The 26,026-nt window shown below is 73.0% G+C and carries 30 protein-coding genes and 1 pseudogene; 18 read left to right on the plus strand and 13 right to left on the minus strand.

Features of this window, described 5'->3' with window-relative positions; all coding sequences use genetic code 11:
- The first annotated feature begins 20 nt into the window (after nt 1-20).
- On the plus strand, nt 21-341 hold the full coding sequence (locus tag OHS18_RS02420; RefSeq protein ID WP_328618716.1) for a DUF3159 domain-containing protein: 321 nt from the start codon (nt 21-23) through the stop codon (nt 339-341).
- On the opposite strand, the gene OHS18_RS02425 is transcribed toward OHS18_RS02420, so the two are convergent.
- Nucleotides 338-1,663: a DUF5919 domain-containing protein gene (locus OHS18_RS02425; RefSeq protein ID WP_328615740.1), complete on the minus strand. Its 1,326-nt coding sequence runs from the start codon at nt 1,661-1,663 to the stop codon at nt 338-340. The two genes, OHS18_RS02420 and OHS18_RS02425, sit on opposite strands and share 4 nt — an antisense overlap.
- Before the next feature lie 179 nt (nt 1,664-1,842).
- On the opposite strand from OHS18_RS02425, the gene OHS18_RS02430 reads away from it, so the two are divergent.
- Together OHS18_RS02430 and OHS18_RS02435 are read left to right on the plus strand one after the other, a co-directional pair.
- Nucleotides 1,843-2,256, plus strand: a complete 414-nt coding sequence (locus OHS18_RS02430; RefSeq protein ID WP_328456540.1) for a hypothetical protein — start codon at nt 1,843-1,845, stop codon at nt 2,254-2,256.
- Between the two features lie 302 nt (nt 2,257-2,558).
- On the plus strand, nt 2,559-3,350 hold the full coding sequence (locus OHS18_RS02435) for an IclR family transcriptional regulator (protein ID WP_328615741.1): 792 nt from the start codon (nt 2,559-2,561) through the stop codon (nt 3,348-3,350).
- 477 nt (nt 3,351-3,827) lie between these two features.
- Here the strand turns inward: OHS18_RS02435 and OHS18_RS02440 are convergent, their stop codons facing one another.
- The 4 genes from OHS18_RS02440 to OHS18_RS02455 all read right to left on the minus strand — a co-directional run bounded on the left by OHS18_RS02440 (nt 3,828) and on the right by OHS18_RS02455 (nt 7,356).
- Nucleotides 3,828-4,562 (minus strand): alpha/beta hydrolase, encoded by a 735-nt coding sequence (locus OHS18_RS02440; protein ID WP_328615742.1) that lies wholly within the window; start codon nt 4,560-4,562, stop codon nt 3,828-3,830.
- Nucleotides 4,559-5,683 (minus strand): amidohydrolase family protein, encoded by a 1,125-nt coding sequence (locus OHS18_RS02445; protein WP_328615743.1) that lies wholly within the window; start codon nt 5,681-5,683, stop codon nt 4,559-4,561. The genes OHS18_RS02440 and OHS18_RS02445 overlap by 4 nt, the downstream gene beginning before the upstream one ends.
- Nucleotides 5,684-5,853: 170 nt before the next feature.
- Nucleotides 5,854-6,618: an SDR family NAD(P)-dependent oxidoreductase gene (locus OHS18_RS02450; RefSeq protein ID WP_328456532.1), complete on the minus strand. Its 765-nt coding sequence runs from the start codon at nt 6,616-6,618 to the stop codon at nt 5,854-5,856.
- A gap of 9 nt (nt 6,619-6,627) precedes the next feature.
- Complete coding sequence (locus tag OHS18_RS02455) at nt 6,628-7,356, minus strand: SDR family NAD(P)-dependent oxidoreductase (RefSeq protein ID WP_328615744.1); 729 nt, start codon at nt 7,354-7,356, stop codon at nt 6,628-6,630.
- Between the two features lie 124 nt (nt 7,357-7,480).
- On the opposite strand from OHS18_RS02455, the gene OHS18_RS02460 reads away from it, so the two are divergent.
- The 3 genes from OHS18_RS02460 to OHS18_RS02470 are packed head-to-tail and all read left to right on the plus strand — an operon-like array spanning nt 7,481 to nt 9,782.
- The gene (locus OHS18_RS02460; RefSeq protein WP_328615745.1) at nt 7,481-8,062 is read left to right on the plus strand and encodes a carboxymuconolactone decarboxylase family protein; all 582 of its coding nucleotides are present in this window, start codon (nt 7,481-7,483) and stop codon (nt 8,060-8,062) included.
- The gene (locus tag OHS18_RS02465; RefSeq protein WP_328615746.1) at nt 8,059-8,931 is read left to right on the plus strand and encodes a fumarylacetoacetate hydrolase family protein; all 873 of its coding nucleotides are present in this window, start codon (nt 8,059-8,061) and stop codon (nt 8,929-8,931) included. Before OHS18_RS02460 ends, OHS18_RS02465 begins: the two co-directional genes overlap by 4 nt.
- Complete coding sequence (locus tag OHS18_RS02470) at nt 8,931-9,782, plus strand: fumarylacetoacetate hydrolase family protein (protein ID WP_328618717.1); 852 nt, start codon at nt 8,931-8,933, stop codon at nt 9,780-9,782. Before OHS18_RS02465 ends, OHS18_RS02470 begins: the two co-directional genes overlap by 1 nt.
- Nucleotides 9,783-9,927: 145 nt before the next feature.
- Here OHS18_RS02470 and OHS18_RS02475 read toward each other — a convergent pair whose 3' ends face one another.
- A complete protein-coding gene (locus OHS18_RS02475) occupies nt 9,928-10,149 on the minus strand; it encodes a hypothetical protein (RefSeq protein WP_328615747.1) in 222 nt (73 codons plus the stop codon).
- Between the two features lie 88 nt (nt 10,150-10,237).
- Here OHS18_RS02475 and ligD (OHS18_RS02480) point away from each other — a divergent pair, with 88 nt between their 5' ends.
- The 6 genes from ligD (OHS18_RS02480) to OHS18_RS02505 all read left to right on the plus strand — a co-directional run bounded on the left by ligD (OHS18_RS02480) (nt 10,238) and on the right by OHS18_RS02505 (nt 14,312).
- Nucleotides 10,238-11,158 (plus strand): non-homologous end-joining DNA ligase, encoded by a 921-nt coding sequence (ligD, locus tag OHS18_RS02480; RefSeq protein WP_328615748.1) that lies wholly within the window; start codon nt 10,238-10,240, stop codon nt 11,156-11,158.
- 246 nt (nt 11,159-11,404) lie between these two features.
- Complete coding sequence (locus tag OHS18_RS02485) at nt 11,405-11,809, plus strand: STAS domain-containing protein (protein ID WP_328456521.1); 405 nt, start codon at nt 11,405-11,407, stop codon at nt 11,807-11,809.
- Between the two features lie 61 nt (nt 11,810-11,870).
- Nucleotides 11,871-12,290 (plus strand): DUF6292 family protein, encoded by a 420-nt coding sequence (locus tag OHS18_RS02490; RefSeq protein ID WP_328456519.1) that lies wholly within the window; start codon nt 11,871-11,873, stop codon nt 12,288-12,290.
- Between the two features lie 99 nt (nt 12,291-12,389).
- Nucleotides 12,390-13,373: a non-homologous end-joining DNA ligase gene (gene ligD / locus OHS18_RS02495; protein WP_328456517.1), complete on the plus strand. Its 984-nt coding sequence runs from the start codon at nt 12,390-12,392 to the stop codon at nt 13,371-13,373.
- Between the two features lie 40 nt (nt 13,374-13,413).
- Nucleotides 13,414-13,842, plus strand: a complete 429-nt coding sequence (locus OHS18_RS02500) for a hypothetical protein (RefSeq protein WP_328615749.1) — start codon at nt 13,414-13,416, stop codon at nt 13,840-13,842.
- Nucleotides 13,839-14,312 (plus strand): GNAT family N-acetyltransferase, encoded by a 474-nt coding sequence (locus OHS18_RS02505; protein WP_328615750.1) that lies wholly within the window; start codon nt 13,839-13,841, stop codon nt 14,310-14,312. The genes OHS18_RS02500 and OHS18_RS02505 overlap by 4 nt, the downstream gene beginning before the upstream one ends.
- Nucleotide 14,313: 1 nt before the next feature.
- On the opposite strand, the gene OHS18_RS02510 is transcribed toward OHS18_RS02505, so the two are convergent.
- A complete protein-coding gene (locus OHS18_RS02510; protein WP_328456511.1) occupies nt 14,314-14,823 on the minus strand; it encodes a hypothetical protein in 510 nt (169 codons plus the stop codon).
- Nucleotides 14,824-14,982: 159 nt separating this feature from the next.
- On the opposite strand from OHS18_RS02510, the gene OHS18_RS02515 reads away from it, so the two are divergent.
- Nucleotides 14,983-15,324 (plus strand): DoxX family protein, encoded by a 342-nt coding sequence (locus OHS18_RS02515; protein WP_328615751.1) that lies wholly within the window; start codon nt 14,983-14,985, stop codon nt 15,322-15,324.
- Here OHS18_RS02515 and OHS18_RS02520 read toward each other — a convergent pair whose 3' ends face one another.
- Nucleotides 15,325-16,149 carry an alpha/beta fold hydrolase gene (locus tag OHS18_RS02520; protein WP_328615752.1) on the minus strand — a complete coding sequence of 275 codons (825 nt, stop codon included), beginning with the start codon at nt 16,147-16,149 and terminating at the stop codon, nt 15,325-15,327.
- A gap of 73 nt (nt 16,150-16,222) precedes the next feature.
- Nucleotides 16,223-17,245 (minus strand): alpha/beta hydrolase, encoded by a 1,023-nt coding sequence (locus tag OHS18_RS02525; RefSeq protein WP_328615753.1) that lies wholly within the window; start codon nt 17,243-17,245, stop codon nt 16,223-16,225.
- Between the two features lie 134 nt (nt 17,246-17,379).
- Between OHS18_RS02525 and OHS18_RS02530 the strand changes: the two genes are divergently transcribed.
- The 3 genes from OHS18_RS02530 to OHS18_RS02540 are packed head-to-tail and all read left to right on the plus strand — an operon-like array spanning nt 17,380 to nt 19,044.
- Complete coding sequence (locus tag OHS18_RS02530) at nt 17,380-18,063, plus strand: hypothetical protein (RefSeq protein WP_328615754.1); 684 nt, start codon at nt 17,380-17,382, stop codon at nt 18,061-18,063.
- Nucleotides 18,060-18,611, plus strand: a complete 552-nt coding sequence (locus OHS18_RS02535) for a DUF6529 family protein (protein WP_328615755.1) — start codon at nt 18,060-18,062, stop codon at nt 18,609-18,611. The genes OHS18_RS02530 and OHS18_RS02535 overlap by 4 nt, the downstream gene beginning before the upstream one ends.
- Nucleotides 18,612-18,621: 10 nt before the next feature.
- A complete protein-coding gene (locus OHS18_RS02540) occupies nt 18,622-19,044 on the plus strand; it encodes a Rieske (2Fe-2S) protein (protein ID WP_328615756.1) in 423 nt (140 codons plus the stop codon).
- 159 nt (nt 19,045-19,203) lie between these two features.
- Here the strand turns inward: OHS18_RS02540 and OHS18_RS48495 are convergent.
- Both OHS18_RS48495 and OHS18_RS02545 read right to left on the minus strand, forming a co-directional pair.
- Nucleotides 19,204-19,305: pseudogene (locus OHS18_RS48495) on the minus strand (Ltp family lipoprotein); the annotation flags it as partial.
- Nucleotides 19,306-19,669: 364 nt separating this feature from the next.
- Nucleotides 19,670-21,349 carry a hypothetical protein gene (locus OHS18_RS02545; protein WP_328615757.1) on the minus strand — a complete coding sequence of 560 codons (1,680 nt, stop codon included), beginning with the start codon at nt 21,347-21,349 and terminating at the stop codon, nt 19,670-19,672.
- A 137-nt stretch (nt 21,350-21,486) separates the two neighbouring features.
- Here OHS18_RS02545 and OHS18_RS02550 point away from each other — a divergent pair, with 137 nt between their 5' ends.
- Nucleotides 21,487-22,404: a DUF3800 domain-containing protein gene (locus OHS18_RS02550; protein ID WP_328615758.1), complete on the plus strand. Its 918-nt coding sequence runs from the start codon at nt 21,487-21,489 to the stop codon at nt 22,402-22,404.
- Here the strand turns inward: OHS18_RS02550 and OHS18_RS02555 are convergent.
- Both OHS18_RS02555 and OHS18_RS02560 read right to left on the minus strand, forming a co-directional pair.
- Nucleotides 22,394-23,842: a serine/threonine-protein kinase gene (locus OHS18_RS02555; protein ID WP_328615759.1), complete on the minus strand. Its 1,449-nt coding sequence runs from the start codon at nt 23,840-23,842 to the stop codon at nt 22,394-22,396. The two genes, OHS18_RS02550 and OHS18_RS02555, sit on opposite strands and share 11 nt — an antisense overlap.
- A 435-nt stretch (nt 23,843-24,277) precedes the next feature.
- Entirely contained in the window at nt 24,278-24,757 is a 480-nt protein-coding gene (locus OHS18_RS02560; RefSeq protein WP_328615760.1) for a CAP domain-containing protein, read from the minus strand.
- 331 nt (nt 24,758-25,088) lie between these two features.
- On the opposite strand from OHS18_RS02560, the gene OHS18_RS02565 reads away from it, so the two are divergent.
- Nucleotides 25,089-25,997, plus strand: coding sequence for an NAD-dependent protein deacetylase (locus OHS18_RS02565; protein WP_328615761.1), 909 nt, complete (start codon nt 25,089-25,091; stop codon nt 25,995-25,997).
- Nucleotides 25,998-26,026 lie beyond the last annotated feature (29 nt).

The raw sequence follows: 26,026 nt of genomic DNA on the forward strand, positions 1-26,026 counted from the left end.
GCTCATACCGCGGCGAGACCCTGCTTCAGGGCCGCGGCCATCGTCGCGAACCGGCCCGCGGGTTCTTCCTCATCCCCGCGCTGATCCCGTTCGCGGTCATGGCCGTCTGCGTGACGACCGTCCTCATCGGACGCCCGCTGACGGGCCTCATCCTCAACCGCGTCGCCGGCGGCCCCGCGGACTGGCGCTCGGTACCCCGGCTGCGGCGGATCCACACGGTCCCGACCCTCACCTGCGCGGCGGTCAACGTCGTCAACGGCGCCCTCCAGGTGAGTTACTACCGCGGCAACCAGCCCTGGCCCTGGGCGCGGTCCACATTGCGACGGGCCCGGCACGGCTAGTCCGGGAGCGCGCTTCCCGTCAGGTCATGGGGTGTGGCGTTGTTCCACAACGCTTCGGCTTCGTCGACGAACGTCCGGTATCCGGGTGCACCCGGCTGGAGCACGAACTTCGGCTCTCCGGCGGATCGGTAGGTGTAGTACTCGGCGAAGACAGCGGCCAAGGGCCCGGCGTGGTCCGGGCGGCTGTCGGCGGCGATGACGCCGACTGCGATCGGGTGCGCCACGAGCCGGACCGTCAAGTCGCCATCGGTCGCGGACTTCAGCTCCGCCAGCAGCCTCAGCGTGTGGCGCACTCGTTCCCGGGCGCCGGCGGGCGAGCGTTCCGCGTAGTAGCGCGACGCGGCCGCGTCGATCGCGGTCGAGTCGGGATCGATGAGGACGAACCTGATCGCGGTGCCGGCCTTCAGGAGTCTTTCCAGCTTGGTGTAGTTGTTGTTGACGAAGGCGTTGCGGGCCGTGCCCGTGATGGTCAGGTCGGCGGCGTTCTCGATCGCCCGGTCCAGTTCGGGGCCGAAACTCTCGCTGAAGGCCGGGCGGCGGGTGCGGGTGAGCTGCTGGGCGGGCGACAGCGGCCAGGGGGTGCCGGCCTCCCACAGCCGCTCCGCCTCCGCGGCGAAGTGCCGGTACCAGGGAGCGTGCTCGGGTTCGAGGACGAACACCGGCGCCGCTTCGCCGATCGGGTGGTACTCGTAGTGCTGGACGCAGACCATCCCGCGTGGGCCGGACGCGTCGAGGCAGTTGAAGCCTGCGGACGAGATCCGGGAGGAGACGCGCACCTCCAGCCGGCCGCTTGTCTTGCTCCGCAGGGTCGTGAGGTCGTCCAGCGTGGTCATGATCCGTTGCCGGAGCCGGCCGGGCGCGAGGGTTTGCGAGATGCGCCGGTCGGCCGTTTCGATGAGCACTTCATCGGTCGGGTCGAGGACGAGCACGCGGATGCGGCCACCGGCTTCGAGGATGGCGCGCATGTCGCTGCGCATGCCTTGGACGGTCCTGGTCATCGAATGGCCGATGAGCAGGATGTCGAACGCGTCGGCCCGCCGGGTGATGAGGCCGGCCGGGAACCGGGTCTTGAACAGGGCCGTCGGGTCGGCCTGGTGCGATCTCCGGATCTGCTCGGTCAGCCGTCGCGAGCGGATCTGGGAAAAGGCGAGCAGCGCCAGCAGCGCGAGGACCACCGACGACAGCGTCTTCACGTCGGAGATGCCGGTCGCCCCGAGTACCGTGAACGCCAGGGCCACCACGCCGAGCAGGTAGAGATCCAGGTTGTCGTCGTTGATCAGCCGGATCAGGGACCGCCTGATCCGGCCGCGCTCGTCAGCCACGAAGCACCCGCCCTCCCCGGTTCGGTCCAGGCTATCCGTACCGCAGCGTGCGTAGGGCGACTTCACGCGTACTGCGGCGGACGTAGCCGCGAAGCCGCCTCTCGACCGGCGACGGTGGTGCGCTTGCCCCGGGACACTGTGCGCGTCAACACATCCGCAGTGGATCAGAGGTGGCGCTCATGACCGGAACACAGCTCGGCGAACAGCGGACGACGGCGGGCTGGGCCCGGGCGATGCGGGTCGTCGCGACCGGGGAGGTGCTTCTCCTCCTGGTGCAGGCGGCCACCGCGGGGCAGCTGCTCGAAGGGGTGGCGTCGGCGCGGACGCTGCACGGGGCCGGGGCGATCCCGGTGGCCGTGTTCGCGGTCGCCGAGCTGGTCGTCGCCGCAGTGGTGCGGCGGCGGGGGCGTGGTCCCGCATGGCCGGTGTGGGCGAGCGGGGTCTTGGTCGTGCTGGTCTTCGTGCAGGCGATGCTCGGCGGCATGGGCAACCGGGCGGTGCACGTGCCGCTCGGCGTCGGGGTGGTCGTGCTCTCGTCGGTGCTCGCCGCGTGGGCGTGGCGGGCGTCTACTGTGGACACACCGCAGCGGTGAACGTGTGCCGCCCGGGCCTTCGCCGGTGGTGCCGCCGGCCGGGTCGAGCAGCGTCGCCTTGACCGGCGGCGTCAGCACCGGCCGGGACCAGCACCGCCATCCCCGCGGCGAAGGCGAAGAAGAAGAGGAATCCGCGCCGGAGTACGGCGAACTCCGTTCCGGTGGACGTGGACTCTCGGCGGAAAGAAGTACTCATCATTGGGCACCTTTCGCGGCTCGGTCGGCTGACCTGCGGGGAAGGATGAGCGCCCGCTGCGGTGTACCGTGAGAGAGATGCCAATCAATGGAACGTCGAGGCCGACATGACCGAGCCGGCGCGGGTGCGCGGCCGCCGTCCGGCCCATGGCGAACCGGTGGTCGACCGCGCGCTTTCCCTGCTGGCGTCGTTCGACGCGGAGCACCGCGCGCTCACCCTGGCCGAGCTGAGCCGGCGGGCCGGGATCCCGCCGAGCTCGGCGTTGCGGCTCGCGAACCGCCTCGTGGACTGGGGTGCGCTGGAGCGGGACGACGCCGGGCGGTTCTGCGTCGGGCTCCGGCTGCTCGAAGTCGCGACGCTCGCGCCACGCGGACACGGCCTGCGGCAAGTGGCCCTGCCGTTCCTGAACGACCTCGCCGAGGTGACGCACCAGCACGTCCAGCTGGCCGTCCGCGACGGGATGCAGGCGATGCTCGTCGAACGGCTCTCGGCCCACCAGGCGACGCCGGTGGACTACCGGATCGGCGGGCGGCTTCCGTTGCACTCCACCGGAGTCGGGCTCGCGCTGCTCGCCTTCGCGCCGAAAGAAGTCCAGGAAGAGCTGCTCGCCAAACCGGTCTACAGCGAGCCCGACAACCGCCTGATCCCCGAGGACGTCCTGCGGCGCACCCTGGCCGACGTCCGGCGGGAGCGGCTGGCGATCTTCCGGCGGGAGGACGAGCACGAGTCGATCGTGTCCGTGGCCGCGCCGGTGTTCGACCGCGACGACCTCGTGGTGGGCGTCGTGGGAGTGCTGGTGCCGAAACGCGTCGCGCAGCCGCGCCGCCTGGGGCTCGCGGTGCAGACCACGGCGCGGGGGATCTCCCGGGAGCTGGGGGCCGCCCGGGGCCGCGTCTGAGGCAGGACGTAGGTGTGCCGGACCGCGTGCGGTCATCCTCGGCGCCATGCTTCCTCCGCGCGATGACACCGGCGTCGTCTTCCGCGATCTCGACGGCGACGGGGTGATGGCCCCGTACGAAGACCCCCGCCGCCCGGTGGAAGAGCGGATACGGGACCTGCTCGCCCGGATGACCGTCGCGGAGAAAGCCGGACCGCTGTGCGACGCGCCGGACCCGCGGCACTCGGCGAACGAGAACCCGATGGCTGCTCGCGCTGGCCGGAACCGCTCGGGTTCGGTGCCCTGGACGACGAGGACCTCGTGCGCGAGTTCGCCGGGATCGTGCGGGCGGAGTACACCGCGGTCGGGATCCGCCTGGCCTTTTCATGGGTGCGCTGGCCGCTGCCGGGGTGGACGTGCACCACGTGCGGATCCGCTCGATGCTGCACGGCTTCTTGGGACTGCCGTCGGCTGCCCCGGCGGCAGAGCGCGGCCGCGTCAGCTAAGCCCGTCGAGGAACTTCACCGAGCGGTCCACCAGCGCGCCGACGTCCCGGGCGTCGGTCCACCGGTGCCCGGCGCCCGGCACGAGGTCCAGCTCCACCGGCGCCCCCGCAGCCCGCAACGCCGTGGCCAGCCGCTCGCTCTGGGCCGGCGGTACCAGGTCGTCGGCGTCGCCGTGCATCAGGAGGATCGGCGGGGCGTCGCCGCGCACGAAGCTGAGCGGGCTCGCCGCCCGCGCCCGCTCGGGGTTCGCCGAAGGGGCGACGCCCAGCAGGTCCGTCTCCCGGGAGTCGTCCGCTCCGCCGCCGGCTTCGGCGACGTCGGCGGGCAGGCCCAGGAGATCCGTCGGGGGGAACCACGCCACCACGCCGTCGACGTCGCCGCCGTCCAGCGCCGCGAGCAGGGCCAGGTGGGCGCCCGCCGACTCGCCCCACAGGAACGTCCGGGCACAGTCCACTTCGAACCGCAGCCACGCGGTCGCCGCGCGGACGTCGGCCAGCTGGGCCGGGAACCGGGCCTCGCCGCTGAGCCGGTAGTCCGCCGCGGCCACCGCGAAACCCCGCTCCGCCAACGTCGAGCACAGCGACGCGGGGATCGTCGTCCGGCGCGACCCGCGCCGCCAGCCGCCGCCGTGCAGGTAGACGATCGCCGGGTGCGGGCCGGGACCGGAGGGCAGGTGCAGGTCCAGTTCGAGGGGCCGGAAGCCCGGGACTTCGCGGTAGACCGTCACGCGGGCGCCTTGTGGAACCGGCCGCCCTGCATGATCGCCAGCAGGTTGTCCTTGTCCTGCAACACCGTCACGTCCGCAGTCGGGTCGCCGCAGACCACCAGGACGTCGGCGAAGTAGTCCTCCGTCAGCACGCCGACCGGCATGTCCAGCACCTGGCCGCCGTACTGCGTCGTGGCGCGCAGGGCCTCGGCGGGGGAGTAGCCGAACAACCGCACGAACAGCTCCAGGTCCCGCGCGTTGCGCCCGATCGGGTTGTTCGGTAAGCCGTAGTCGCCGCCGGGCAGCACCCGCAGCCCGCGTTGGCGCAGCTCCGGGTACAGCTGCTCCATCGCGGCGAGCGATTTCACCGAGCCCATCTTCTCCGCCAGCCCGGCGTCGATGCCGAACTCGGCGCCCTCGTGGACGTTGGCCCACATGATGCCGACGGCGGGGGACAGGAAGATCTCGTCCTTGTGCTCCTCCAGGAGGTCGATGGCCTCCTGGTCGGCGTACGAGCAGTGGTAGACCGACCGGAACCCGCTGCGCACCGCCAGCTTGATCGACTCGGGCGACTGCGCGTGGCAGTTGAGCCAGACACCGGACTCCCGCGCCTGCTCACCCGCCGCGGCGGCTTCCTCCGCGCTGTACTGGGTGACCATCGAGCCGCCTTCGAAGAAGACGTCGTCGTTGCTCATCAGCAGCTTGACGCTGTCGAAGCCGAGCGTGGCCTGCTCGCGGATGAACGCGCGGACCGCGTCGGGGCCGACCTCCTTCGGTGTCGGGCCGTTCGGGCCCATCTGCACCGGGTTGTTGTCCCGCTCGAACGACGCCGCCCGCATCCGGGGGCCGGCGGTCAGGCCCGCGGCGATGCGGTCGCGCAGCCGCACCTCGGTCGGCACCGGGGTCAGCGAGCCGGCGGAGTACGCGCTGGTGAAGCCGTGGTCCAGCAGGATCCGCGCGTTGCGTTCGGCGAGCGCGAGGTGCTCGTCCGGCGTCGGCATGTGGTGGAAGAACGACACGTCCAGCGGCGGGTTGAACGACGGGTCGACGTGCCCGACGGCGGACGGGAACGTCAGGTGCGCGTTGCGACTCCACCAGACCCGGCATGACCGTCGCGCCGCGGCAGTCGACGACCTGGTCACCCGGCTCGGGTTCGACGCCCGCCCGCACGGCGTCGATCCGGTCGCCGCGCACCACGACGTCACCCGGCACGGCCGGCGAACCCGTCCCGTCGAACACCCGGCCGCCGGTGAACACCACTCTGGGTTCGCTCATCTGCTCGTCCTCACTGACGAATGACGAAATGACGAAATCAGGCGCCGATCATGTTGTAACCGCCGTCGGCGACCATGAAGCTGCCGGTCATGTGGCTCGCGTCCTCGGACGCGAGGAACAGCGCGGTCCCGGCGAGCTCCTCCGGGCCGGGGATCCGGCCCAGCGGGGTCGCGTCCCGCAGCTTCTCCGCCCGGCCGGTCTTCCAGTCCTCACGCCCGAGCGTCGCTTCGGTCTCCATGAAGCCCGGCGCGAACACGTTCACCCGCACGGTGGGGGCGAGGGCGTGCGCGTAGGACTTGGTCAGGCCGATGATCCCGTACTTCGCCGCCGCGTACTGCGGGGCGCGGGCACTGCCGCGCGCGACGACGGTCGAGCCGATGTTGACGATCGCGCCGCCGCCCTGGGCGAGCATCCGGTCGCCGAACTCGTGGGTGCACAGCAGCGTGCCCTTGATGTCCACGGCGAGCACGTGGTCGATGGACTCCTCGGTGATGTCCCGCCACGACATCTGGTCCCGGGCGACGTCCCCGACGTTGTTCACGGCGACGTCGACCCGGCCGAAGTGGCTCCACACCTCGTCGGCCATCCGGCGGATCTGCGCGTGCTCGGCGATGTCGGCCTGGACGAGGAACGCCTTGCGGCCCAGCGCTTCGACGCGTTCCACGGTGCGCTCGGCGCCCTCCCGGGAACCGCGGTAGTGCACGGCCACGTCGGCGCCCTCCTGGGCGGCGCGCACGGCGATCGCGGCGCCGAACCCGGTGCCGGCGCCGGTGACGAGGACGACCTTGTCGGTGAATCGCACAGAAACTCCTTAAACGAGGGTGCGGCCGCCGTCGGCGTACAGGACGTGTCCCGTGACGAACGCCGAACGGTCGGAGCAGAGGAACAGGACGGGGCCGACGAGGTCGTCGACGGTGCCGAGGCGCCCGGCCGGGACCAGCGACGTCAGGTCGTCGCGGACGCCGGGTTTCTCGAGGTGGTGGCGGGTCAGCCCGGTTTCGGTGTAGCCGGGTGCGACGGTGTTCACCGTGACGCCGCCGGCCGCCCACTCGCGGGCCATCACCCGGGCGAGCTGGTTGACCCCGCCCTTGGTGGCGGCGTAGGGCGCGTGGTGCGGGTGCGCGAGCAGGCCGGACACCGACGACAGGTAGACGATCCGGCCGTGCCCGGCCGCGGTCATCAGCTCGCCCGCCGCCTTGCCGGTCCAGAACGCGCTGTTCAGGTTGACCAGGACGATGTCGTCCCACACCTCGTCCGGGGTGTCGAGTACCGGCCGCCGGTCGTTGACGCCGACCGCGTGCACGAAGATGTCGAGCCCGTCCAGCATCCCGGCGGCCCGGGCGACGCACTCCCGGCTGCCCTCGGCGGTGGTCAGGTCCGCGCGCAGCGTCTTGGTCCCGACGGCGGCCAGCCGCTCTTCGTCGATGTCGGCGACCACGACCTCGGCCCCCGCTTCGGCGAGCGCGGCGGCGATCCCGCCGCCGATCCCGCCGGCGCCGGCCACCAGGGCCTTCCGCCCGCCCAGCCCGAGCCAGTCCACCACGCGCTCCCTCACCGTCCTTGGTCCGCCCGACGCTAGGTCCGGAGCGCGGGACGGGGAACGGCCGTGCCATTGATTGGCAGATCCGGGCGTGCCGGCCCGCGGCCGCTGGTGGGATGGCGGCATGAGCAGGCTGCCGCACCTCGCCCCCGGCCACCTCGACCCGGCGCAACGGGCGCTGTACGACGCCATCACCGGTGGGCCCCGCGCGGCCGGGCCGCAGCGCTTTCCGCTGGCCGACGACGCCGGGCGCCTGGCAGGCCCGTTCAACGCGATGCTCGTCGCACCTCCGGCCGGGCAGGCGCTGCAGGCGCTCGGCGCCGCGATCCGGTACGAGACGACGCTGGGGGACCGGATCCGGGAGCTGGCGATCCTCGCCGTCGCGGCCCGCTGGGACAGCGGCTTCGAGCGGTACGCCCACGAGCCGCACGCGCTCGCCGCCGGGCTCACCGAGGCGCAGGTCGCGGCCGTCCGCGCCGGCGTGCTCCCCGACCTGGCCGACGAGACCGAGCGGGCCGCGCTGCGGTTCGTGTCCGCGCTGCTGCGCGAGGAGGACGTCGACGACGTGACCTACGCCGAGGTCGTGCCAATCATTGGCAACCGGATGGCCGTCGAGCTGACGACTCTGGTCGGCTACTACGCGACGCTGGCCCTCCAGCTGCGTGTGTTCCGCGTGGCCGACCCCGCAGGAAGTGGACTCCGATGAAGCTCGTCACCTTCAACGACAACCAGGTCGGGCGCATCGCCGACGACCAGGTGCTGGAACTCGACACCGCCTCGACGCGGGAGTTCTTCGAACGCGACCGCGCCGTGCCCGAGACCGGCCGCCGCTACCCCCTGGCCGACGTGCGCCTGCGCGCGCCGATCGTGCCGAAGAAGTTCTTCCACACCGCGGGCAACTTCCGCGAGCACCACGAGGACCTCGTCCGGGTGAACTGGTCGCACCCGGTGAACAAGGGCATCGTCTTCTTCCAGAACGTCGACGCGATCATCGGCCCGGAGGAGCCGATCGTCTACCCGTCGCACCTGACGTCCGAGCTGGACTACGAGCTCGAACTGGCGATCGTGCTCGGGAAGCCGGGCAAGTTCTTCGGCGCCGAGCAGGCGGCCGAGCACATCGGCGGCTACCTCGTCTTCAACGACATCACCGCACGCGACATCCAGCGGCGCGAGATGGAGTCCGGCGTCTTCTCCTTCTCCAAGGCCATCGAGACGTTCTGCCCGATCGGCCCGTACATCGTGACGGCCGACGAGATCGAGGACCCGCACAACCTGGACATGGAGCTGCGGGTCAACGGCGACGTCCGGCAGAAGTCCAACACCGGGCGGATGTCGGTGTCGATCCCGCAGCTGATCGCCTACCACTCGCCGCAGACCTACAGCGCGGGCGACCTCATCACCACCGGCACGATCGCCGGTGTCGCGGCGAGCACCGAGGACCCGTTCGCGAACTACCTCAAGCCCGGCGACGTCGTCGAGGCCGAGATCGAGGGCATCGGCGTGCTGCGCAACCCGGTCGTGTCCTGGCAGGACGCCCACGGCACCCCGCCGCCGGCCGCGGACCAGTGGGTCTGATGCGCCTGTCCACAGTGGACGGCCGGGCCGCCCTGGTGGCCGGCGACGGCGTCATCGACGTCGCCGGAGCCAGCGACGGCCGGTTCGGCCCCGATCCGATGGCCGTGCTCGAGCAGTGGACGGCGTTCCGGGTGTGGGCGGCGAACGCCGTGCTGCCCGCGGCCGAGCCCCTGGCCGGCCGCGCGCTCGACGCGCCCGTGCCGCGGCCGCGGCAGGTCTTCGCGATCGCCCTCAACTATCCGCCGCACGCCGCCGAGGCCGGTTACCAGCCACCCGCGGATCCGTTGGTGTTCACCAAGTTCCCGAGCTGCATCACGGGCCCGGACACCACGGTGGAGCTGCCCGGCGACCGCGTCGACTGGGAGGTCGAGCTGGTCGCGGTGATCGGCGTCGGCGGCCACCGCATCGCCGCCGGGGACGCCTGGGAGCACGTCGCCGGGCTGACCGTCGGCCAGGACCTGTCCGAGCGGGGTGTGCAGCTGCTCGGCACGCCGCCGCAGTTCTCGCTCGGCAAGTCGTTCCCCGGTTTCGGCCCGACCGGCCCGGCCCTGGTGACGCCGGACGAGTTCGCCGACCCCGGCGACCTCCGCCTGGTCACCGAGCTGAACGGCACGGTCGTCCAGAAGGCCCGGACCGGCGAGATGATCTTCGGTGTGCCGGAGCTGATCGCCCGGCTGTCGGCGATCTGCCCGCTGCTGCCGGGTGACCTCGTCTTCACCGGAACCCCGGCCGGGGTGGGCAACCGGATGAGCCCGCCGCGGTACCTCGGGCCGGACGACGTGCTGGTCAGCCGGATCGAGGGGATCGGCGAACTGCGCACCCGGTTCACGCGCACCCTTGCCACGGCCTGAAGCCTCAGGGTCGTGTCACGTCCGGGGCCATCGGTGTTCGACGATGGAGGATTCCGGCCGCTCAGCGTCCCGGATCCTCCGTCGTCACCTCGGGGCCATGCCCCAGCCGGACGATTCCGCTCGCCGCGCCGGCGATCGAACGCCGCTACTTCCGGCGGCCGGCGGCCTTGGCGCGGTCGTGGGCCCACCCCGTCAGGACCACGCCGATCGCCGCCACGACGACGTAGCAGACCAGGGTTCCCGCGAACCCCGCGCCGAGCCAGCCGAGCAGGCCGAGCTTCCCGTGGTCGATCAGCAGGCGGATCGCTCCTTGCGCGCCGACCGCGACCAGCACCATCCCCACGACCTGCAGCACGTCGAACTTCACCCGGTCCCCTCCCGTTGGTGATACGACTGCATCATAACCAGGAGTGACCGGCGCGCTCAACCGCCGGGAGCGCGGTAGCGTGTCCGGCGTGGCGGGGAGCCGGATCACGGTGCGGGTGGGGGAGCGGCAGCTGACGCTGTCGAACCTCGAAAAGGTGCTCTACCCGAAGACCGGGTTCACCAAGGGCGAGGTGCTCGACTACTACACGCGGATCGCGCCCGTGCTGCTGCCGCACATCCACGACCGGGCGATGACCTTCGTGCGTTTCCCCGACGGCGTCACCGGCGGCTCGTTCTTCGAGAAGGACGTCTCCCGTCACGCCCCGGAGTGGGTCCGCACCGCGAGCCTCACCGTCACCGGCCGCGGCAAGGACTCCGAGATCGTCAACTACCCGCTGATCAACGACCTGCCCGAACTCGTGTGGGCGGCCAACCTCGCCGCGCTCGAGCTGCACGTCCACCAGTGGACCGTCGACGCCGGCAACGAGCGGAGCCTGCCGGACCGCCTGGTGTTCGACCTCGACCCGGGCCCCGGCGCGACCGTCGTCGACTGCTGCCGCGTCGCCGAGCGGCTCTACGACGTGCTCGCCGACGACGGGTTCACGCCGGTCGCGAAGACCAGTGGCTCCAAGGGCATGCAGCTCTACGCGGGCGTGGTGACCACCGACGCCGCCGAGACGTCGCAGTACGCGAAGGCGCTCGCCGAACGGCTGGCCGCGGAGACGCCGGACCTCGTGGTCGCGCGGATGACGAAGACCCTGCGCCCGGGCAAGATCTTCATCGACTGGAGCCAGAACAACCCGTTCAAGACCACCGTGGCGCCGTACTCGCTGCGTGGGCGCGACGAGCCGACGGTGTCCACTCCGGTCACCTGGGACGAGGTCCGCGCCTGCCGGCACGTCACGCACCTGCGGTTCACCGCGGACGAAGTCCTGCGGCGCGTCGACGGGCTCGGGGATCTCTTCGCGGACCTCGAGCGCACGCGCGTGCCGATTCCGGCATTCGGCTGAATTTCGGGAAAAACAATTCCCCGCTGACCGGCCGCCGGTTCTCGACGCGTCTGCCGTCCTGTTGTGAAGAATTGCCGAACACCGGTCCCACCTGCGCGATTCGATCGTCCACAGCGGACGGGTGCACGTGCAGACGGGCGTGTCGGTGCACGGCCCTTCGGACGGGCCCGTTCCCGTTGTGCGCCAAGGTGGACGGACTCGGTACGGTCGACGCGTAAACCGTCAGGATGAGCCGCCGGAGCCGACATGAGGATCCAGAAACCACCTCGGCTTTCGCGAGCCTTCGGCCGCAGTTCGCCGGGCGCGCTGTGCGAACCGTTCGCGGTCACCACGGAGTTCGAAGGCGCCCGGAGCACGGTTGTCGCCGTGGTCGGCGACATTGATCTCGCGACCGTCGGAATTCTTGTCGAATGTGTCGAGACCGCGATGCGGGCGGGTGGCGTGCTCGTGCTCGACCTGGGCGAGGTGACGTTCTGCTCGGGAGCCGGCCTGCGCGCGCTGCACCGGCTGCGACGCACGGCCGAAGAAGCTGCCGTCGAGTTCGCCTGCGTGGTGCGGTCCCCGCGGTTGTGGCGGTTGCTGCGGGAGACCGGCGCCACCGGCTTCTCGTGCTACCGGGACCGTGCCGACGCGCTCGCCGCCGTCGGCTGATCCCGGCACGACCGGCCGGGCAGGGCGCCCGGCCGGCTTCGGAGGAGGGGAAAGGAAACGGGTGTCCGGCCTGATCGACGCCGATCTCGAGTTCTGGTTCCAGCGCGGCCTGCGCGCCTACCTCGGCGAGGTGGCCCGGGCACTGGGCTTCGGCCTCGAGTCGTGCACCGTGGACGTCGACGTCCCGGTGTCGGCCTACCTCGCGGTCGACTGGCGGCTGCGGCGCTTCCCCGAGCGCGACGTCGCGCTGCTGTGGGACGAGGTGCACGGCTGGGCGGCCGCGGTCGAGGCCGCGTGCGGGGAGGAGATGATCGTGCTGGCCTACCTGGGCGGCGCCGACATCCTGCCGCAACCCCGGGTGATCGTGCGGTTCCTGGCCGCGCTGCGCGCCGGTGACCTGGCCCCGGACGGGCTCGGTTCACCCGTGCTGCGCCGCGCCGGCAGCCACCAGGACCTGCTGCCGCTGCTGCCGACCGGCTAGCCGCGGCCACGCTCGCGACGGCCGGCACTCCGGACGCCGTGCCGGCCGTCGCGGCCGGGTGCCTGGCACGACCGGGCCCCATCCTCCACACTGGACGGCATGGCGGGGACGGTGCCGGACGCGGTTTCGCCGATGCTGGCCGTCGACGGGGACCTCCCGGACGACGACCAGCACGGCTACGAGTGGAAGTGGGACGGCTTCCGCGGCTGCGTGCGGGTCGCCGACAGCGGCGAAACCCGGATCACCAGCCGCAGCGGCAGCGACCACACGGCCCGCTACCCCGAGCTGGGCGACGTCTTCGGGCCCGCGCTCGGCGGCCGGGCCGCGGTGCTCGACGGCGAGGTCGTCGCGCTGAACCCGGCCGGGCGGCCGGAGTTCGAGCTGATGCAGCGGCGCGCCATGTACGAGCCGACGCCGAAGCTGCGCGCCGAGGTCCCGGTCGTCTACTTCGCCTTCGACCTGCTGCGGCTCGACGACCGGTCGCTGCTGAACCTGCCCTACGCCCAGCGGCGCGAGCTGCTGGCCGAGCTGGTCCGGCCCGCCGACGGCCGGATCGTCGTGCCGCCCTGGTACACCCGCGCCGACCTCACGCCGGCGCAGCTGCTGGCGACGGCGGCCGAGCACGGCATCGAAGGGGTCGTCGCGAAGCGCCTGGACGCGCCGTACCTGCCCGGCGCGCGATCGCCGTTGTGGACCAAGCGCGCGCTGACCCACACGCACGAGGTGATCGTCGGCGGCTGGCGGCCCGGCGCCGGCCGCCGCTCGGGCACCCTGGGCGCCCTCCTGCTGGGCGCGTACGACGACGACGGTGCCCTGGTCTACCTCGGCGACGTCGGCACCGGCTTCACCGACGACGCGCTCGACCACCTCAGCGCGGTGCTCGCGCCGCTGGCCCGCCCGGCGAGCCCGTTCGACACGGAGGTCCCGCGTGATCGCGCCCGCGGCGCCCACTGGGTCGAACCGTCGCTGGTCGGCGAGGTCGTCTACCGGCGGATCACCCCGGACCGGCGGCTGCGGCACACGTCGTGGCGCGGCCTGCGCCCGGACCGGACGCCGGACGAGGTCGGCCTGCCGTCGTCGTGAGCGCCGGAAACCGTCGGTGCCGCGTGGTTTCATGACTGCCATGACGACTTCGGTCCTGCAGGCGCCACCCACCCGCATCCACCGGCCGGACGTCGCGGTCATGGAGCGGACCACCGCCGACGAACTGCCGAGCATCCAGGAACTCTGGCCCTCGTTCGAGCGGCTCGTCGGGCTGCGCGGCCGCAAGATGTACGGCCGGGCCGACGTCGAGGCGAACACGTACACGGCTTGCACGCCGGTCAAGGACGACGACCGGCCGGAGGAGCTCGGGCTGACGACCGGGGTGCTCCCGGGCGGCTGGTACCTGCGCGGGAACCTGACCGGGGAGCCACCCGGCCTCTTCGGGAAGATCGGCCCGGGGATGGCGGAACTCGAAGGAGCCGGCCCGGTCGACCACTCCCGCCCGCTCGTCGAGTTCTACCGCCGGAACGACGTCATCGAGCTGTGGGTCCCGGTGTTCCCGGCATGACGGACACGGTGCGGCTGGTCGAGATCACCGACGCGAACCGGGACGCCGTGCGCGCGTTGCGCGTGGAGCCCGGGCAGCAGCGGTTCGTCGCGTCGGTGGCGCGATCCCTGGAGGACGCGGCGACCACCCCGGAGGGCGAACCCTGGTACCGGGCCGTCTACGCCGGTGCCGAGCCGGTCGGGTTCGTCATGCTCAGCTGGAACGTGCCACCCGGGCGGCCGGGCGTCCTCGGGCCGTACTTCCTGTGGCGGCTGCTGATCGACGCGCGGTACCAGCGCCACGGGTACGGCCGCGCGGTGCTCACCCTCGTCGCCGATCTCGTGCGCGCGGACGGCGGCACCGAGCTGCTCACCAGTCACCAGCCGGACGAGGACGGGCCGGGGCCGTTCTACCGGCGGTTCGGGTTCCGGCCGACCGGCGAGATCGACCACGGGGAGGTGGTCCTGCGGCTGCCGCTGTCCGGGAGCTGACTCACATCAGCAGGAAGGCCACGTACACGCCGCCACCCGCGGCGAGCAGGCCGACGAGGAAACCCAGCCACCGCGGGATGTCGTAGTCCTCCAGCGCGAATTCGCGCACGAGGGCGATGAGGAGACCGATCGAGGCGAACACGATGATGCCGACGTCGTCGCCCACGGTGTTGCGCAGATCCACGACCGCGCCGTTCTTGCGCACGGACACGATCTCGTCCGTCGTCTTCGACACCTGCACCACGACCAGCGTGCCCGGTTCGGTGTCCAGGTCCTGCTGCTGGTCGCCGAACTCGAAGTCCTCGGTCGCGCTGCGGACGGTGATGAAGTAGGTCGTGTACCCGGGCGAGTCCTGCGTCCCTTCGTGGTACTGCTGCCGGTGCCCGACGACCGTGCCCTCGATGCTGTAGGTCGGCGCGTCCCGGACGTCGAGGTCGTGCACGGCGTAGGTGAGGAAGGCGGCCGGGACGCCGAACCAGAAGAGGGTGCCGAGAAGGCGCAGCACGAACATCGCTCCAGGGTGCTCTCCGGCGGCGTCCGGCGGGAGGGGAGAACCGCCCTCAAGACGTGACCACGGTCACCCCGAAGGCTGTCACACGGACGCGGTGCCGGGGGTCGAGCAGGTGACGGACCCCGAATCCCGGGGGCCGGAAACCCTTGAGGAGTCCCGATGTCCACCGCCTACCTGATCGTCAGCATCGTCGGTGCCGCCATGGCCGGGTTCTCGGCCTACTCGGTCTTCACCCGCGCGAAGTGGGTCGTGGAGCCGCTCGCCGAGTACGGCGTGCCCCGCTCGTGGTGGCCGTGGCTCGGCACGGCCAAGGCCGCCGGCGCGGCGGGCCTGATCGCGGGCCTGTTCGTCCCGGTGATCGGGGTCGCCGCCGGAATCGGCCTGGTGCTCTACTTCACCGGCGCCGTCATCACGGTCGCGCGGGCGAAGTCGTACGCGCACTTGGCTTTCCCGCTGATGTACCTGGCGCCGGTGGTCGCTTCGCTGGCGCTGGTGTCCTGATCAGCGGTGCGCGAGCCAGTCGAGGGCGTCGGCGGCGTGGTCGAGCACCGAGAGGTGCCCGTCGGCCGGGTGCGGCCGGAACTCGGCGGTGGGGCAGTGCGCGGCGAGCCACGCGCCGTGCGACGCGGGGATCATCCGGTCGCGTTCGCCGTGCATCAGGAGCAGGGAAGCGGTGATCAGCGCCGGGTCGCAGCCCCACGGTGTGACGTAGGCGAGGTCGTCGTCGATCAGCGCCCCCGGTCCGGCCGCCAGCGCCGGCCCCACGACGTCGTTCAGCCACGCCTGCGAACCGTTGAGCGCGGTCATGTCCGCGTCGGTGAAGACATCGGGATCGAACTCGGCGGCGGCCTCGTACTTTTCCTTGGTGGCCCGGCCTTCGGCGGCGGCACGCAGGGAGGCCTCGCTCGCCGGGGCCATGCCGCCGAACCAGTCGAGCCCCGCGGCGTCGAAGGGCGCCATGGCGGAGACGCTGACGACGGCGAGGACACGCGCCGGCAGGAGCGCGCCGCAGGCGAGGGCGTGCGCCCCGCCGCCGGAGTGCCCCACGACGGCGAACTCGCCGATTCCCAGCGCGTCGGCGACCGCGGCGGTGCACTCGGCGGCGTTCGCGAGGTCCCGGCCGGGGAGAGGCGTGGAGCTGCCGTAGCCGGGCCGGTCGTAGGACACCCAGCGGACGTCCCGGCGCGCCCGGACCAGCGGCGGGGGCGGGGTGCCGAGGTTGGGCGTGCCGTGGTGCCAGACGGCGGTGAGCCGGGCGGGCGTCCCCGTGTCGTAGACGTGCAAGGTCCGCCCGTCGGGCAGGACCAGGTCGGTCTCGGTCACCATCACCCGAGCCTAGCGGCGGAGGCGGTCGTGAGTGTTCAGGGCGGTTAGAACCGCCCTGAACACTCACGAGGTGTCAGCGGGCCAGCCGTTCCGCCAGCCAGGCCAGCGAAAGCGGGTAGCGGTAGTCGATCGCGGCGTGGCCCGCGTCGAACAGCTCGAAGTGCACCTTCCCGTCCGGGACGCCCGCCTTCGCCAGCTGGTCGCGGAACGCCTGCGCGCCGACGTCGAGGTAGTACTCGTCGCGCGTGCCCGCGTCGATCCAGACCGCGCGCAACGAGCGGAGCGCGTCGGCGTGGCCGGGCGCCATCCGGACCGGGTCCCAGTCGAGCCAGCGCTGCCACGTCTGCGGGCGCAGCACGCCGGTCGCGGGGTCGAAGGGCAGCTCCGGCCGGCCGTCTTCGCCGGGGGAGAAGCAGGCGGAGACGCCGATCAGCTGCAGCAGGTTCGCGTCCTCCGGCTTGGTGAACGCCGGGCGGGCGCGGAAGTCCGCCCACCACGCCTGGATGTCCTGGTCGTAGCCGCGCAGGGCACGTACCGCGTCGCCGAAGTCCGGGACGTAGCAGAGTTCGTACAGCGTGTCGCCCGCGTGGGTGGCCAGCGCGCCGAACAGGTCCGGGCGCAGCATCGGCGTGATCATCGCCCCGAAACCGCCCGACGACTTACCCGTGATCGCGCGGGATTCGCGGTCCGGGATGGTGCGGTAGTGCTCGTCGACCCACGGCACGATCTCGTCGCACAGGTACGAGTGGTACCGCCCCGTGCCCGGCGAGTCGACGAACTGCGAGCCCCCGTACGCGGTCCACGCGTCGACGTACACGACGACGCAGCCCGGCGCCCCGCCGGCGAAGACCGCGTCGGCCGTCTCGGGGAACGGCTGCCGGAACGCCGTCCGGTTGGCCCACATCGCCAGGTGCCCGGTGTAACCCTGGATCACGTACACCGCCGGGTAGCGTTCGGCGGAATCGTCGTAGCCCGGTGGGACGTACACCCACAGCGGCCGCTCGTGCGGGTCGCCGAGCGGATTGCCGCGCAGCAGCGCGGATGTGAAGGTGTGCCGGTCGAGCCGGCCGGCGAGGTCGCCGTCCCAGGGCAGCATGGGGCCAGTCAACCACGCTCGCCGACCAGTTGCAGAGGCTAAGCGATAGCTCTTTTCCTCGCGTAGCGTTGAGCCGCTCCGCTCCGACGTCCGTGTCAAGGGCACGGTGGTGGAGAGGGAATGCGGGGACGATCATGAAACATCCGGGGCCGTTGTTCACCCTGCTCGCGGGCGTAGCGCTCGCCGGCGGGATCGGGATAGCCAACTTGGCGACGGGAACCGGCGTGCCGCCGGTCGCCGGCGCCGCGAACGCCGCGGGCGCGCCGCCCACGACACAGTCGACACCGGCGGCACCGCCGCCGGCGACCCAGCCGGCCAAGACGGTCGACGCGCCGGCGCGGGCGGACTACGCCGGGCACGTCGACGGCGGTGGCGCGTCGGTCGCGGTGTCGGTCCGCGACGGGCACGCGATCGCCTACGTCTGCGACGGCAAGAAGGTCGAAGCGTGGCTGCAGGGGGTGACCGTCGGCGGGAAGCTGGACCTCAAGGGCACCAAGGGCGCGAGCCTCGCCGGCAGTTACGACGCCGCGGCCGTGACCGGCTCGGTCACCGCGGGCGGCAAGTCGTGGCGGTTCACCGCGGCCCCGGCGAAAAAACCCGCCGGGCTCTACCGCGCGACGCCGAAGGTGAAGGGCAAGGGCGCGAAGGTCGGCTGGATCGTCCAGCCCGACGGCAGCCAGGTCGGCATCCTCACCACCGACGACGACCAGCAGTCGATCGCCGCGCCGGCCCTCGACCCGGCGGCCGGGACCGCGACGGTCGACGGCGCCCCGGTGACCGCCGAAGCGATCAGCGGGATCGCGGGTGACTTCCAGTGACCGCGCCCGCAGCGGACAACCGGGCCGGGACCGCGCTCCTCGTGCCGCTGGCCGTCGGTGCCGTCGTCGCGGTGGCGCTCGGCGTCTACGGCAACCTGCACACGCCGACCGGCGTGGCGGTGAACGTCGCGGGCTTCTCGAGCCCGCAGTCGGTGAAGGCGTGGCTCGCGACGGTCGTCGTCCTGCTGGCCGTCGTGCAGCTGGTCACGGCGCTGGTGATGTACGGCAAGCTCGGCCGCACCGCGCCCGCGTGGGTCTCGCCGGTGCACCGCTGGTCGGGCCGGCTGGCTTTCCTGGTGTCGATCCCGGTGGCGCTGCACTGCCTGTACGCGCTCGGGTTCCAGTCGTTCGACACCCGCGTCCTGCTGCATTCCTTGCTGGGCTGCTTCTTCTACGGCATCTTCGTCGTGAAGATGTTGCTGCTGCGCAAGGACGGCGCGCCCGGCTGGTCGCTCCCGGTCGTCGGCGGGCTGGTCTTCACCGCGCTGGTCGGGCTCTGGCTCAGCGCGTCGCTCTGGTTCTTCACCCAATCCGGCTTGACCTTCTAGGGGGACGCTCGTGCGCGACGAATCCACGGACCCGGTGCTGGCGCGCCGGACGGCGCTCGCGGTGCTGGGCGCCGGGCTGGCGGCCGGCTGCAGCACCTACGGCGGCACGAGCGGGACGTCCGCACCGCCACCCGCCGCGGGCAGCGGCACCGAACTCGGCGCGGCGGGCGACGTCCCGGTCGGCGGCGGAAAGGTGTTCGCCGACAAGCAGGTGGTGGTGACCCAGCCCGCGGCGGGAACCTACGCCGCGTTCTCGGCGATCTGCACCCACCAGGGCTGCGCGGTCGACGCCGTCGCGGACGGCACCATCAACTGCCCCTGCCACGGCAGCAAGTTCAAGATCGCCGACGGCTCGGTCGCGACGGGCCCGGCGACCCGGCCGCTGGAGAAGAAGACGGTCACGGTCACGGGCGGCAAGATCACCCTGGCCTGATCTCGCCAGGCAGGCTTCTGCGGACCGGCCACGACGGGATCAGGCGCTCGGCTTCACTTGCACGCGCCGGTCCGGCCGGCTCCGTAGGCGGCCTGCGCCTTGGTGCAGCCCTCACCGGCAGCTCTCGGCCGACTTGACGGCCTGCGCGTTCCAGTCGACCTACAGGCTGTCCACGGCTTCGGTGGCCACGGCTTTCGGAAAACCTTCACCAGCGTCCGAGGACAGCTGCCGAATCAGGCCGTTGCGTGAGAACGCGCTGAAACCGAGGTAGCTCTATGCCTTGTCGCGGGCCATCTCCACCTGCGGCGAGAACTGTGCGGCCGCCTCCACCGTGCTCGTTTCGTCGTTGCGGCTCGTGCTGGTCGGCGGCGGCGGCGTGCTGGACGGGTAGGTGGTCGGCTGGTCGATGGCCGCAGGGGGCTGCTCGGTCGGCGCGGACGCCCGAGTCGCCGGCCCCGGGCGGTACGGGCGGAGGCGGTGCGCTCCGTCCGGTCGCGGGCCGGCGGTGCCGATGCGCAGCGGGGGGCGGAAGATCAGCGATGCTTCACGGCGATGCCGCCGATGCCCGGCCTGTGTTACTCCTGCGTGGACTGGAGTTGTCCATGCCACCGCCTTGCTGCGGACCCTAGGCGTAGGCCTTCGCGATCGTCATCGGCCGCAGGGGTGGTGCCCGGTCCGCCGCCTGGACCGTCCACAAGGGATTCGCCGGGTCCGGTTCGCCGTAGAGGAACGTCTCGGCGCCGCACGCGAACCGGGCGTCCAGGCCGGCGACCGGGGGCGCGCCGCCGGTGATGGCGAGGCATTGCGGGCCGCCGTCCAGGGCGAGCAGGAACGGGTTCGCTGTCCCGTCCGCCTGGGCGGGGGACGGCAGGGCGCCCGTGTAGGTCAGCAGCACGGCCCTCGTCGCGGTGGCGGGGCAGACGACCTGGTGCCGCGCGTTCGGCGCCGTGGCGGCGAAACACGGGTCGTACACCTTGGCCTTGGCCGTGCAGCGGTAGGCGTCGTGCCGGCCGGACACCGTGGACGCCGCCTGGCAGGCGCCGGTCGCGGCCGTCGTCCGGATGCCCGACGCGACGCGCGTGCCCGTCCACGGCCGGTACGCGACGGTCTGCGTGAAGCGCTCGGTGCCCTGGCTCGCGGTCAGAGGGACCTCGAAGCCGGGGCCGGTCCCGGCGCCGGCCAGCCAGGCGGTCACCGGGGCGATCCCGGTGCCCAGGAAGCTGTGCAACGCGCCGGCGTCCGCCATGCCGCACGGCGCCAGCGCGGCCCAGACGTCCGCCGCGACCTGGGCGAACGGCCGGTCGGCGGTGTAGTGCGCCGCGCCCGCGTCCGCCGCGCACGCCAGGACGGCGGGGTCCTGTTCGAGCTCGCCGGGCCTCGCGAGGGCCATGCCGAAGAGCGCCGCCGCGCGGTGGGCCGTCCAGGCCAGGGCCAGCCCGAGGTAGGGACCGGGGTCGGCCTGGCCGCGGATGCTCGCCGGCAGGCGGTCGACCGGGACGTGGTAGGTCACGCCGGCGCCGGGCCAGAGCAGGTCGTGCAGCCGGGGCTGCGGGAACAGCTGGACGGTCGCGGTGCTCGGCGCCGCCGTGCGGCTGCTCGGTTCCGGCCAGCCCGGCGGCAGGACGATCCGGTACGGCACCCGCGCGTTCGACGTCAGGGTGACGCTCGCGCCACCGCCGTCCTCGGTCACGCACGCCCCGACCGGCGACCGCGCGTCGGCCGTCCCGCCCAGCTCGACGGTGACGCCGGCTGTGCTCGCCGCGCGCCCGAGGCACGTCGGCGGCGGGTCCGCGGCCGCCCGGCCGACGTCGCGGCCCAGCGCGGCGAAGTCGAGCAGCCCGCCCCAGAACGCCCCGGCCGGTGCCAGGTCCGCGACGATCCGGCCGCTCCGGGCGTCGTAGGTGGCGAGTGCGAGGCGCGTCCCGTCCGCGGTGACGACGACGGGCGCGAACCCGGGCGGCGGCGCGGCGGGCACCGCGATCCGCACCCGGATCGGCAGCCGCGGCCGCACCCCGGCGTCGAAGGTCAGTTCGGCGCCGCCGCCGGCCCGGCGCGCCACCGGGGTCAGTGCGCCCGGCTCCGGCGCGGCGTGGGCGGACAACCGGGTGCCGGCCAGGACGGCGCCCGCGGGCACGTCGACCTCGACGCCGCCGGCGGAGAGCGTCGCGCCGGCGGCCCCGGTCACCTCGGACGCGTCCCCGCCGCCGGCCAGCCGCTGCTGCACCAGCACCCCGGCGGCCCCCAGCAGCAGCGCGACCACGGCCGCCGCCAGGGCGAACCGGGCCGGCCCGTGGTCCGTGGCCATCCGCGCCTCCCAACACCTGCTCGTCCAGTCTCCGGACGGCGCACCGACGTTAGCCGCCGTCGCCCAACCGTGACCGGGACGCATCATCGCAGGTAATGAACTCGCCGCGGCCCGGTCCGTCTGGCACCATCGGGCGGGTGCCCCCGGTCGAGATCGCCTGCGACGAGTCGGGTTCGGAGGGCGAGAACCTCGTCGGCGGCGAGACGGACGTCTTCGTCCACGCCGGGATCCGGATGTCGCCGGACGCCGCCGAGGCCTGCGTGCGGGAGATCCGGCGCCGCATCGGGTCGCCCGCCGAGGAGTACAAGGCGAACCACCTGCTGCGCGCCAAGCACCGGCCGGTGCTCGAATGGCTGCTCGACCCGGCGGGCCCGCTGGCCGGCCGCGGGCACGTGCACCTGACCGACAAGACCCTGTTCGCCGTGCGCGCCGCGGTCACCGTGCTGGCCGAGCAGGGCACCGACACCATGGCGCGCACCCTCCACCGCGAAGGCCCGGCCGCGTTCGGTGCCCGCTGGGACTTCTTCCTCGCGGCCTTCACCAGCGTGCTGCGGCTCAACCCGCGCCGCGGCGTCACGACGTCGCCCGCCGAGTTCTTCGCGCTGGTCGGTGAGCTCGCCGCGACCCCGGGCGAAGCCGGCGAGATCATGGGCCGGTTCCGCGACGGCGCCGAGCGCGTCGCCGCCTACCGGGCGCGGCTGGCCGACCCGGGCTTCGTGCCCGTGCTGGATCCGCTGGTGCCGGCGGTGCGCCACACCATCCGGCACTGGAGCGCCGCGGGCACCCCGGTCGCCGTGGTCCACGACGAGCAGCTCGCGCTGACCGCCGAGCGTGTGCTGCAGCTCAAGGCCACGCTCGGCGCCCGGCTGGCGGGCGTGCGGTTCGTCGACTCGCGGTCCGACGCCCGCGTCCAGGTTGCCGACTTCCTCGCCGGCGTCGCCCGGCGGATCGCCTCCGAAGAGCTCAACGCCCGCGGCGACGCCCAGCTGACCACGCTGCTTCAGTCCTTTGTGGACGCCGAGTCGGTCTGGGACGGCCCGTTCGTCAGCAGGTGACGACCGTGGCCGGTGGCGTCGTGTTGTCGAGCCGCTTGACGTAGGCGGCGCCGGCGCGCCGCGCGCACGCGCTTTCTTCGGTGGCGAACGGCCCGTCGAAGACGGCGTAGACGTCGGCGCCGTTCACCTGCTGCCGCAGCGAGCCGCAGCCGGTGCTCGGCGTGTGCAGGTAGTGCGCGCCGGGGTGGGCGGTCAGGAACTGCTGGACGTCGGTGCGGTAGCGGGCCGGCGTGATGGCCGAGCCGAGGACGACGACGTAGGAGCCGTCGCACGCGGGTGTGCTCAGCGGGGTCGTCAGCCCGAGGTCGGCGCCGCTGACGATCGACGTCCTGACGGTCACCTGCGTGGTCGTCACCTGAGCGGTCACCGGCGGCGCGCTCGACGGGGAGCTGGTGGTCGGAGAGGCGGCGGTGGGCGGTGCCGACGGACCGGGTGTCGCCCCGGCCCGCGACGACGACTTGTCGACCAGGAACCACGCGGCGACGGCCACCAGGGCCAGCAGCGCGACCCCGGCGACCAGCCACGGCGCCTTCGCACTCCGCCGCACGACCGTCGCGGGCGGCGGTGGGGGCGCGAGGTGCGTCGCCTGCCGGGTCGGGGGCGCGGCCGCGGCGACCGGGCCGGTGCCGCCGAGCGCGGCCCGCGCTGCGCCGGCCAGCTCCGTGACGCTCCCGAAGCGCTCGGCCGGGTCCTTCGCCATGCCCCGCGCGACGACGTCGTCGAACGCCGCGGGCAGGCCGGGCCGCAGCGTGCTGGGCCGGGGCGGCGGCTGGTGCAGGTGGGCGCCGATGAGCGACGCGGCCGTCGTCGCCGCGAACGGCTTGCTGCCGGTCAGGCACTGGTGCAGCACGCAGGCCAGCGAGTAGACGTCGACGCGGTGGTCGGCGGGCGCGTCGGCGAACCGTTCCGGCGCCATGTAGTCGAGGGTCCCGACGGCGCCGCCGGTCGCGGTGAGCCCGGTGGCGGGCCCGGCCGCGCGGGCGATGCCGAAGTCCACGAGGTAGGCGAAGCCGGTCGGGCCGACCAGCACGTTCGACGGCTTGACGTCCCGGTGCACCAGTCCTTCGGCGTGCGCGGCGGCCAGGGCCTGCGCGACCTGTCCGATGACGTCGACGGCGTCGGCCGGCGGGAGCGGCCCGCCGGCGGTGAGCCGGGTGCCGAGGTCGTCGCCTTCGACCAGGCGCATGTCGAGGTAGAGCCGCCCGTCGATCTCGCCGTAGGCGTGGATCGGGATGACGTGCGGCTCGCGCAGCCGCGCCACCGCGTGCGCCTCGCGCCGGAACCGCTCCTGGAAGTCCCGGTCGGTGGCGTACTCCGGGGCGAGCAGCTTCAGCGCCACGACGCGGTCGTGGCGCGTGTCGTAGGCCCGCAGCACCTCGCCCATCCCGCCGCGGGCGATCAGGGTCTCCACCCGGTAGGGCCAGAACTGCCAGCTCACGTCTTCCTCCACTCGGGTCACCAGGCGTGAGGAGACTACGCGATCCGCGGGCGGCTCCGATGGAAAGTGGGAGACGGCCGCGATTTCGTCACCGCCGGTCCCGGCTCGGGGACGCGGGGTGCGTGCGCCCGGTCGCGGACCGTCGGTGGTGCCGGCGTCGATCATGGCGGAACCGATGTTCGAGAGCCGGGGATGGCCCGGCGAAGTCTATTGTGGACACTGTGTCTTCCGGCCGCGGCGACCTGGACCCGCAGACGTTCACCGACGCCGGCCACCTGCACGACCGCGGGCCCGGGGTCCACCGTGGACGGTCCCGGCGGCGCGGACGTCGCCGGGACCGGAGCTGCGTCCACGGCCGGCGGCCCGGCCACCGGGCGCGCGGGATGTCCGCGCTGCCGGTCCGGTTCGACGGCACCGGACCGGTCCTGGGCCGGGCTACGTCCGGGGCGTCCCGAAGTCCTGCGTCCAGTACGCCTTCTTCGCCGAGTCGACGCTGTACCCGATGCCGATCTCGCGCAGCGAGCAGTTGAGGATGTTGGCCCGGTGCACCGGGCTGTGCATCCACGCGTCGACGACCGCGGTGGGCGTGCGCTGCCCGGCGGCGATGTTCTCGGCCCACTGCGCCCAGCGGTACCCCGCGTCCACGATCCGCGCGGCCGGCCCCTCGCCCTTGCGGCCGGTGTGGCTGAAGTAGCGGTACTTCGCCATTTCGTCGTTGTGCGCCTGGGCTGCGACCGCGAGCTGCGGATCGCTGGTGAGCGCCTTGCAGCCGTTCTGGACCCGGTTGCTGTTGGTCAGCTGCAGCACCTGGGCGGGGTAGAGGTCCGCGACGGACGCCGACGCGGGCGTGGCCCAGCCCGGGACGAGCGCCGCCAGTACCGCGGTCGCCCCGCAGGCCACCATTTTCCGGAACATCACAACCTCCTCGAGGGGACGGTTTTCCCGACCTTCGAGGACTGCGCCCCGGGACCGGGTGACGAAACCCGCCCATGGAGCGATTCCCGCTGGTACGAGGCGTGACGGAACCGGGGGAAGTTCACCGGGAATCGACCCGGCCGAAGCTTGGCGGGTGGTTTTCCGGCACCGGCGCCGACCCGGAGTCGCGGCACGTGCAGGCACACGTGCGCCCGCGCGCCCGTCCCACTCGCCACCGAGGGCGTCCGGACGCCCTCGGCCGGAAACGAACCGCGCGCCCGGCGAGCACTACGCCGACCCCGGGTCCGGGAAGTCCACGTAGGCTGGTCCGGTGCGTACCCGGCCCACCTTGACCTGGACTTCGGCGGACGCGCCGCTGCCGCGGACGTCCAGCCTCGACGAGCTGACCGACGTCGTCTCCCGGCGGCGGGTCGCCGTGCTCAGCGGCGCCGGGCTGTCGACGGAGTCCGGGATCCCCGACTACCGCGGCGCGTCCGGCAGCCTGCGCCGGCACACGCCGATGACCTACGACGAGTTCGTCACCAGCGCCGGCGGGCGGCAGCGGTACTGGGCGCGCAGTCACCTCGGCTGGCGCACGATCGCCCGCGCCGACCCGAACGACGGCCACCGTGCGGTGACCGCCCTGCGCGACGGCGGGTACGTCGCCGGCGTGATCACCCAGAACGTCGACGGGCTGCACCAGGCGGCGGGCACCGCCGACGCCGTCGAGCTGCACGGCAGCCTCGACCGCGTGATCTGCCTGGACTGCCGCCGCACCAGCCCGCGCGCCGAGCTGGACCGGCGGCTGCGCGCGGCCAACCCGGACTTCGAGGGCACCGCGACCCGGATCAACCCGGACGGCGACGTCGAGCTGCCCGAGGACGTCGTGCGCCGGTTCAGCCCGGTGCCGTGCGCGGACTGCGTGTCCGGCGTGCTCAAGCCCGACGTGGTGTTCTTCGGCGAGAACGTGCCCCGGCCGCGTGTCGAGCAGTGCTTCCGGCTGGTCGACGACGCCGACGCGCTGGTCGTCCTCGGTTCGTCCCTGACCGTGATGTCCGGCCTGCGGTTCGTCCGGCACGCGGCGAAGGCGGGCAAGCCGGTGGTGATCGTCAACCACGGCGAGACCCGCGGCGACCGCTACGCGACGGTGCGGGTGGACCGGCCGCTGGGCCAGGCCCTGACCGAGCTGGCCGACCGGCTGGGCTGCCCGGTCGGCGGGGATCGCGGCCGAACCGCGTGAGCAGCCGGTCCTGCCGCGACGCCGGGGGC

Origin of the sequence: Amycolatopsis sp. NBC_00355, assembly GCF_036104975.1 — a bacterium.
Lineage (GTDB): Bacteria > Actinomycetota > Actinomycetes > Mycobacteriales > Pseudonocardiaceae > Amycolatopsis.

Bases quoted from the DNA above. Each gene is read 5' to 3' on its own strand.
- OHS18_RS02460 (WP_328615745.1), top strand. From the start codon at position 7,481: ATGAGCAGGCTGCCGCACCTCGCCCCCGGCCACCTCGACCCGGCGCAA.
- OHS18_RS02520 (WP_328615752.1), bottom strand. From the start codon at position 16,149: ATGGTGACCGAGACCGACCTGGTCCTGCCCGACGGGCGGACCTTGCAC.
- OHS18_RS02505 (WP_328615750.1), top strand. From the start codon at position 13,839: ATGACGGACACGGTGCGGCTGGTCGAGATCACCGACGCGAACCGGGAC.
- OHS18_RS02435 (WP_328615741.1), top strand. From the start codon at position 2,559: ATGACCGAGCCGGCGCGGGTGCGCGGCCGCCGTCCGGCCCATGGCGAA.
- OHS18_RS02470 (WP_328618717.1), top strand. From the start codon at position 8,931: ATGCGCCTGTCCACAGTGGACGGCCGGGCCGCCCTGGTGGCCGGCGAC.
- OHS18_RS02525 (WP_328615753.1), bottom strand. From the start codon at position 17,245: ATGCTGCCCTGGGACGGCGACCTCGCCGGCCGGCTCGACCGGCACACC.
- OHS18_RS02500 (WP_328615749.1), top strand. From the start codon at position 13,414: ATGACGACTTCGGTCCTGCAGGCGCCACCCACCCGCATCCACCGGCCG.
- OHS18_RS02430 (WP_328456540.1), top strand. From the start codon at position 1,843: ATGACCGGAACACAGCTCGGCGAACAGCGGACGACGGCGGGCTGGGCC.
- OHS18_RS02530 (WP_328615754.1), top strand. From the start codon at position 17,380: ATGAAACATCCGGGGCCGTTGTTCACCCTGCTCGCGGGCGTAGCGCTC.
- OHS18_RS02510 (WP_328456511.1), bottom strand. From the start codon at position 14,823: ATGTTCGTGCTGCGCCTTCTCGGCACCCTCTTCTGGTTCGGCGTCCCG.
- ligD (WP_328456517.1), top strand. From the start codon at position 12,390: ATGGCGGGGACGGTGCCGGACGCGGTTTCGCCGATGCTGGCCGTCGAC.
- OHS18_RS02545 (WP_328615757.1), bottom strand. From the start codon at position 21,349: ATGGCCACGGACCACGGGCCGGCCCGGTTCGCCCTGGCGGCGGCCGTG.
- OHS18_RS02485 (WP_328456521.1), top strand. From the start codon at position 11,405: ATGAGGATCCAGAAACCACCTCGGCTTTCGCGAGCCTTCGGCCGCAGT.
- OHS18_RS02465 (WP_328615746.1), top strand. From the start codon at position 8,059: ATGAAGCTCGTCACCTTCAACGACAACCAGGTCGGGCGCATCGCCGAC.
- OHS18_RS02515 (WP_328615751.1), top strand. From the start codon at position 14,983: ATGTCCACCGCCTACCTGATCGTCAGCATCGTCGGTGCCGCCATGGCC.
- OHS18_RS02560 (WP_328615760.1), bottom strand. From the start codon at position 24,757: ATGTTCCGGAAAATGGTGGCCTGCGGGGCGACCGCGGTACTGGCGGCG.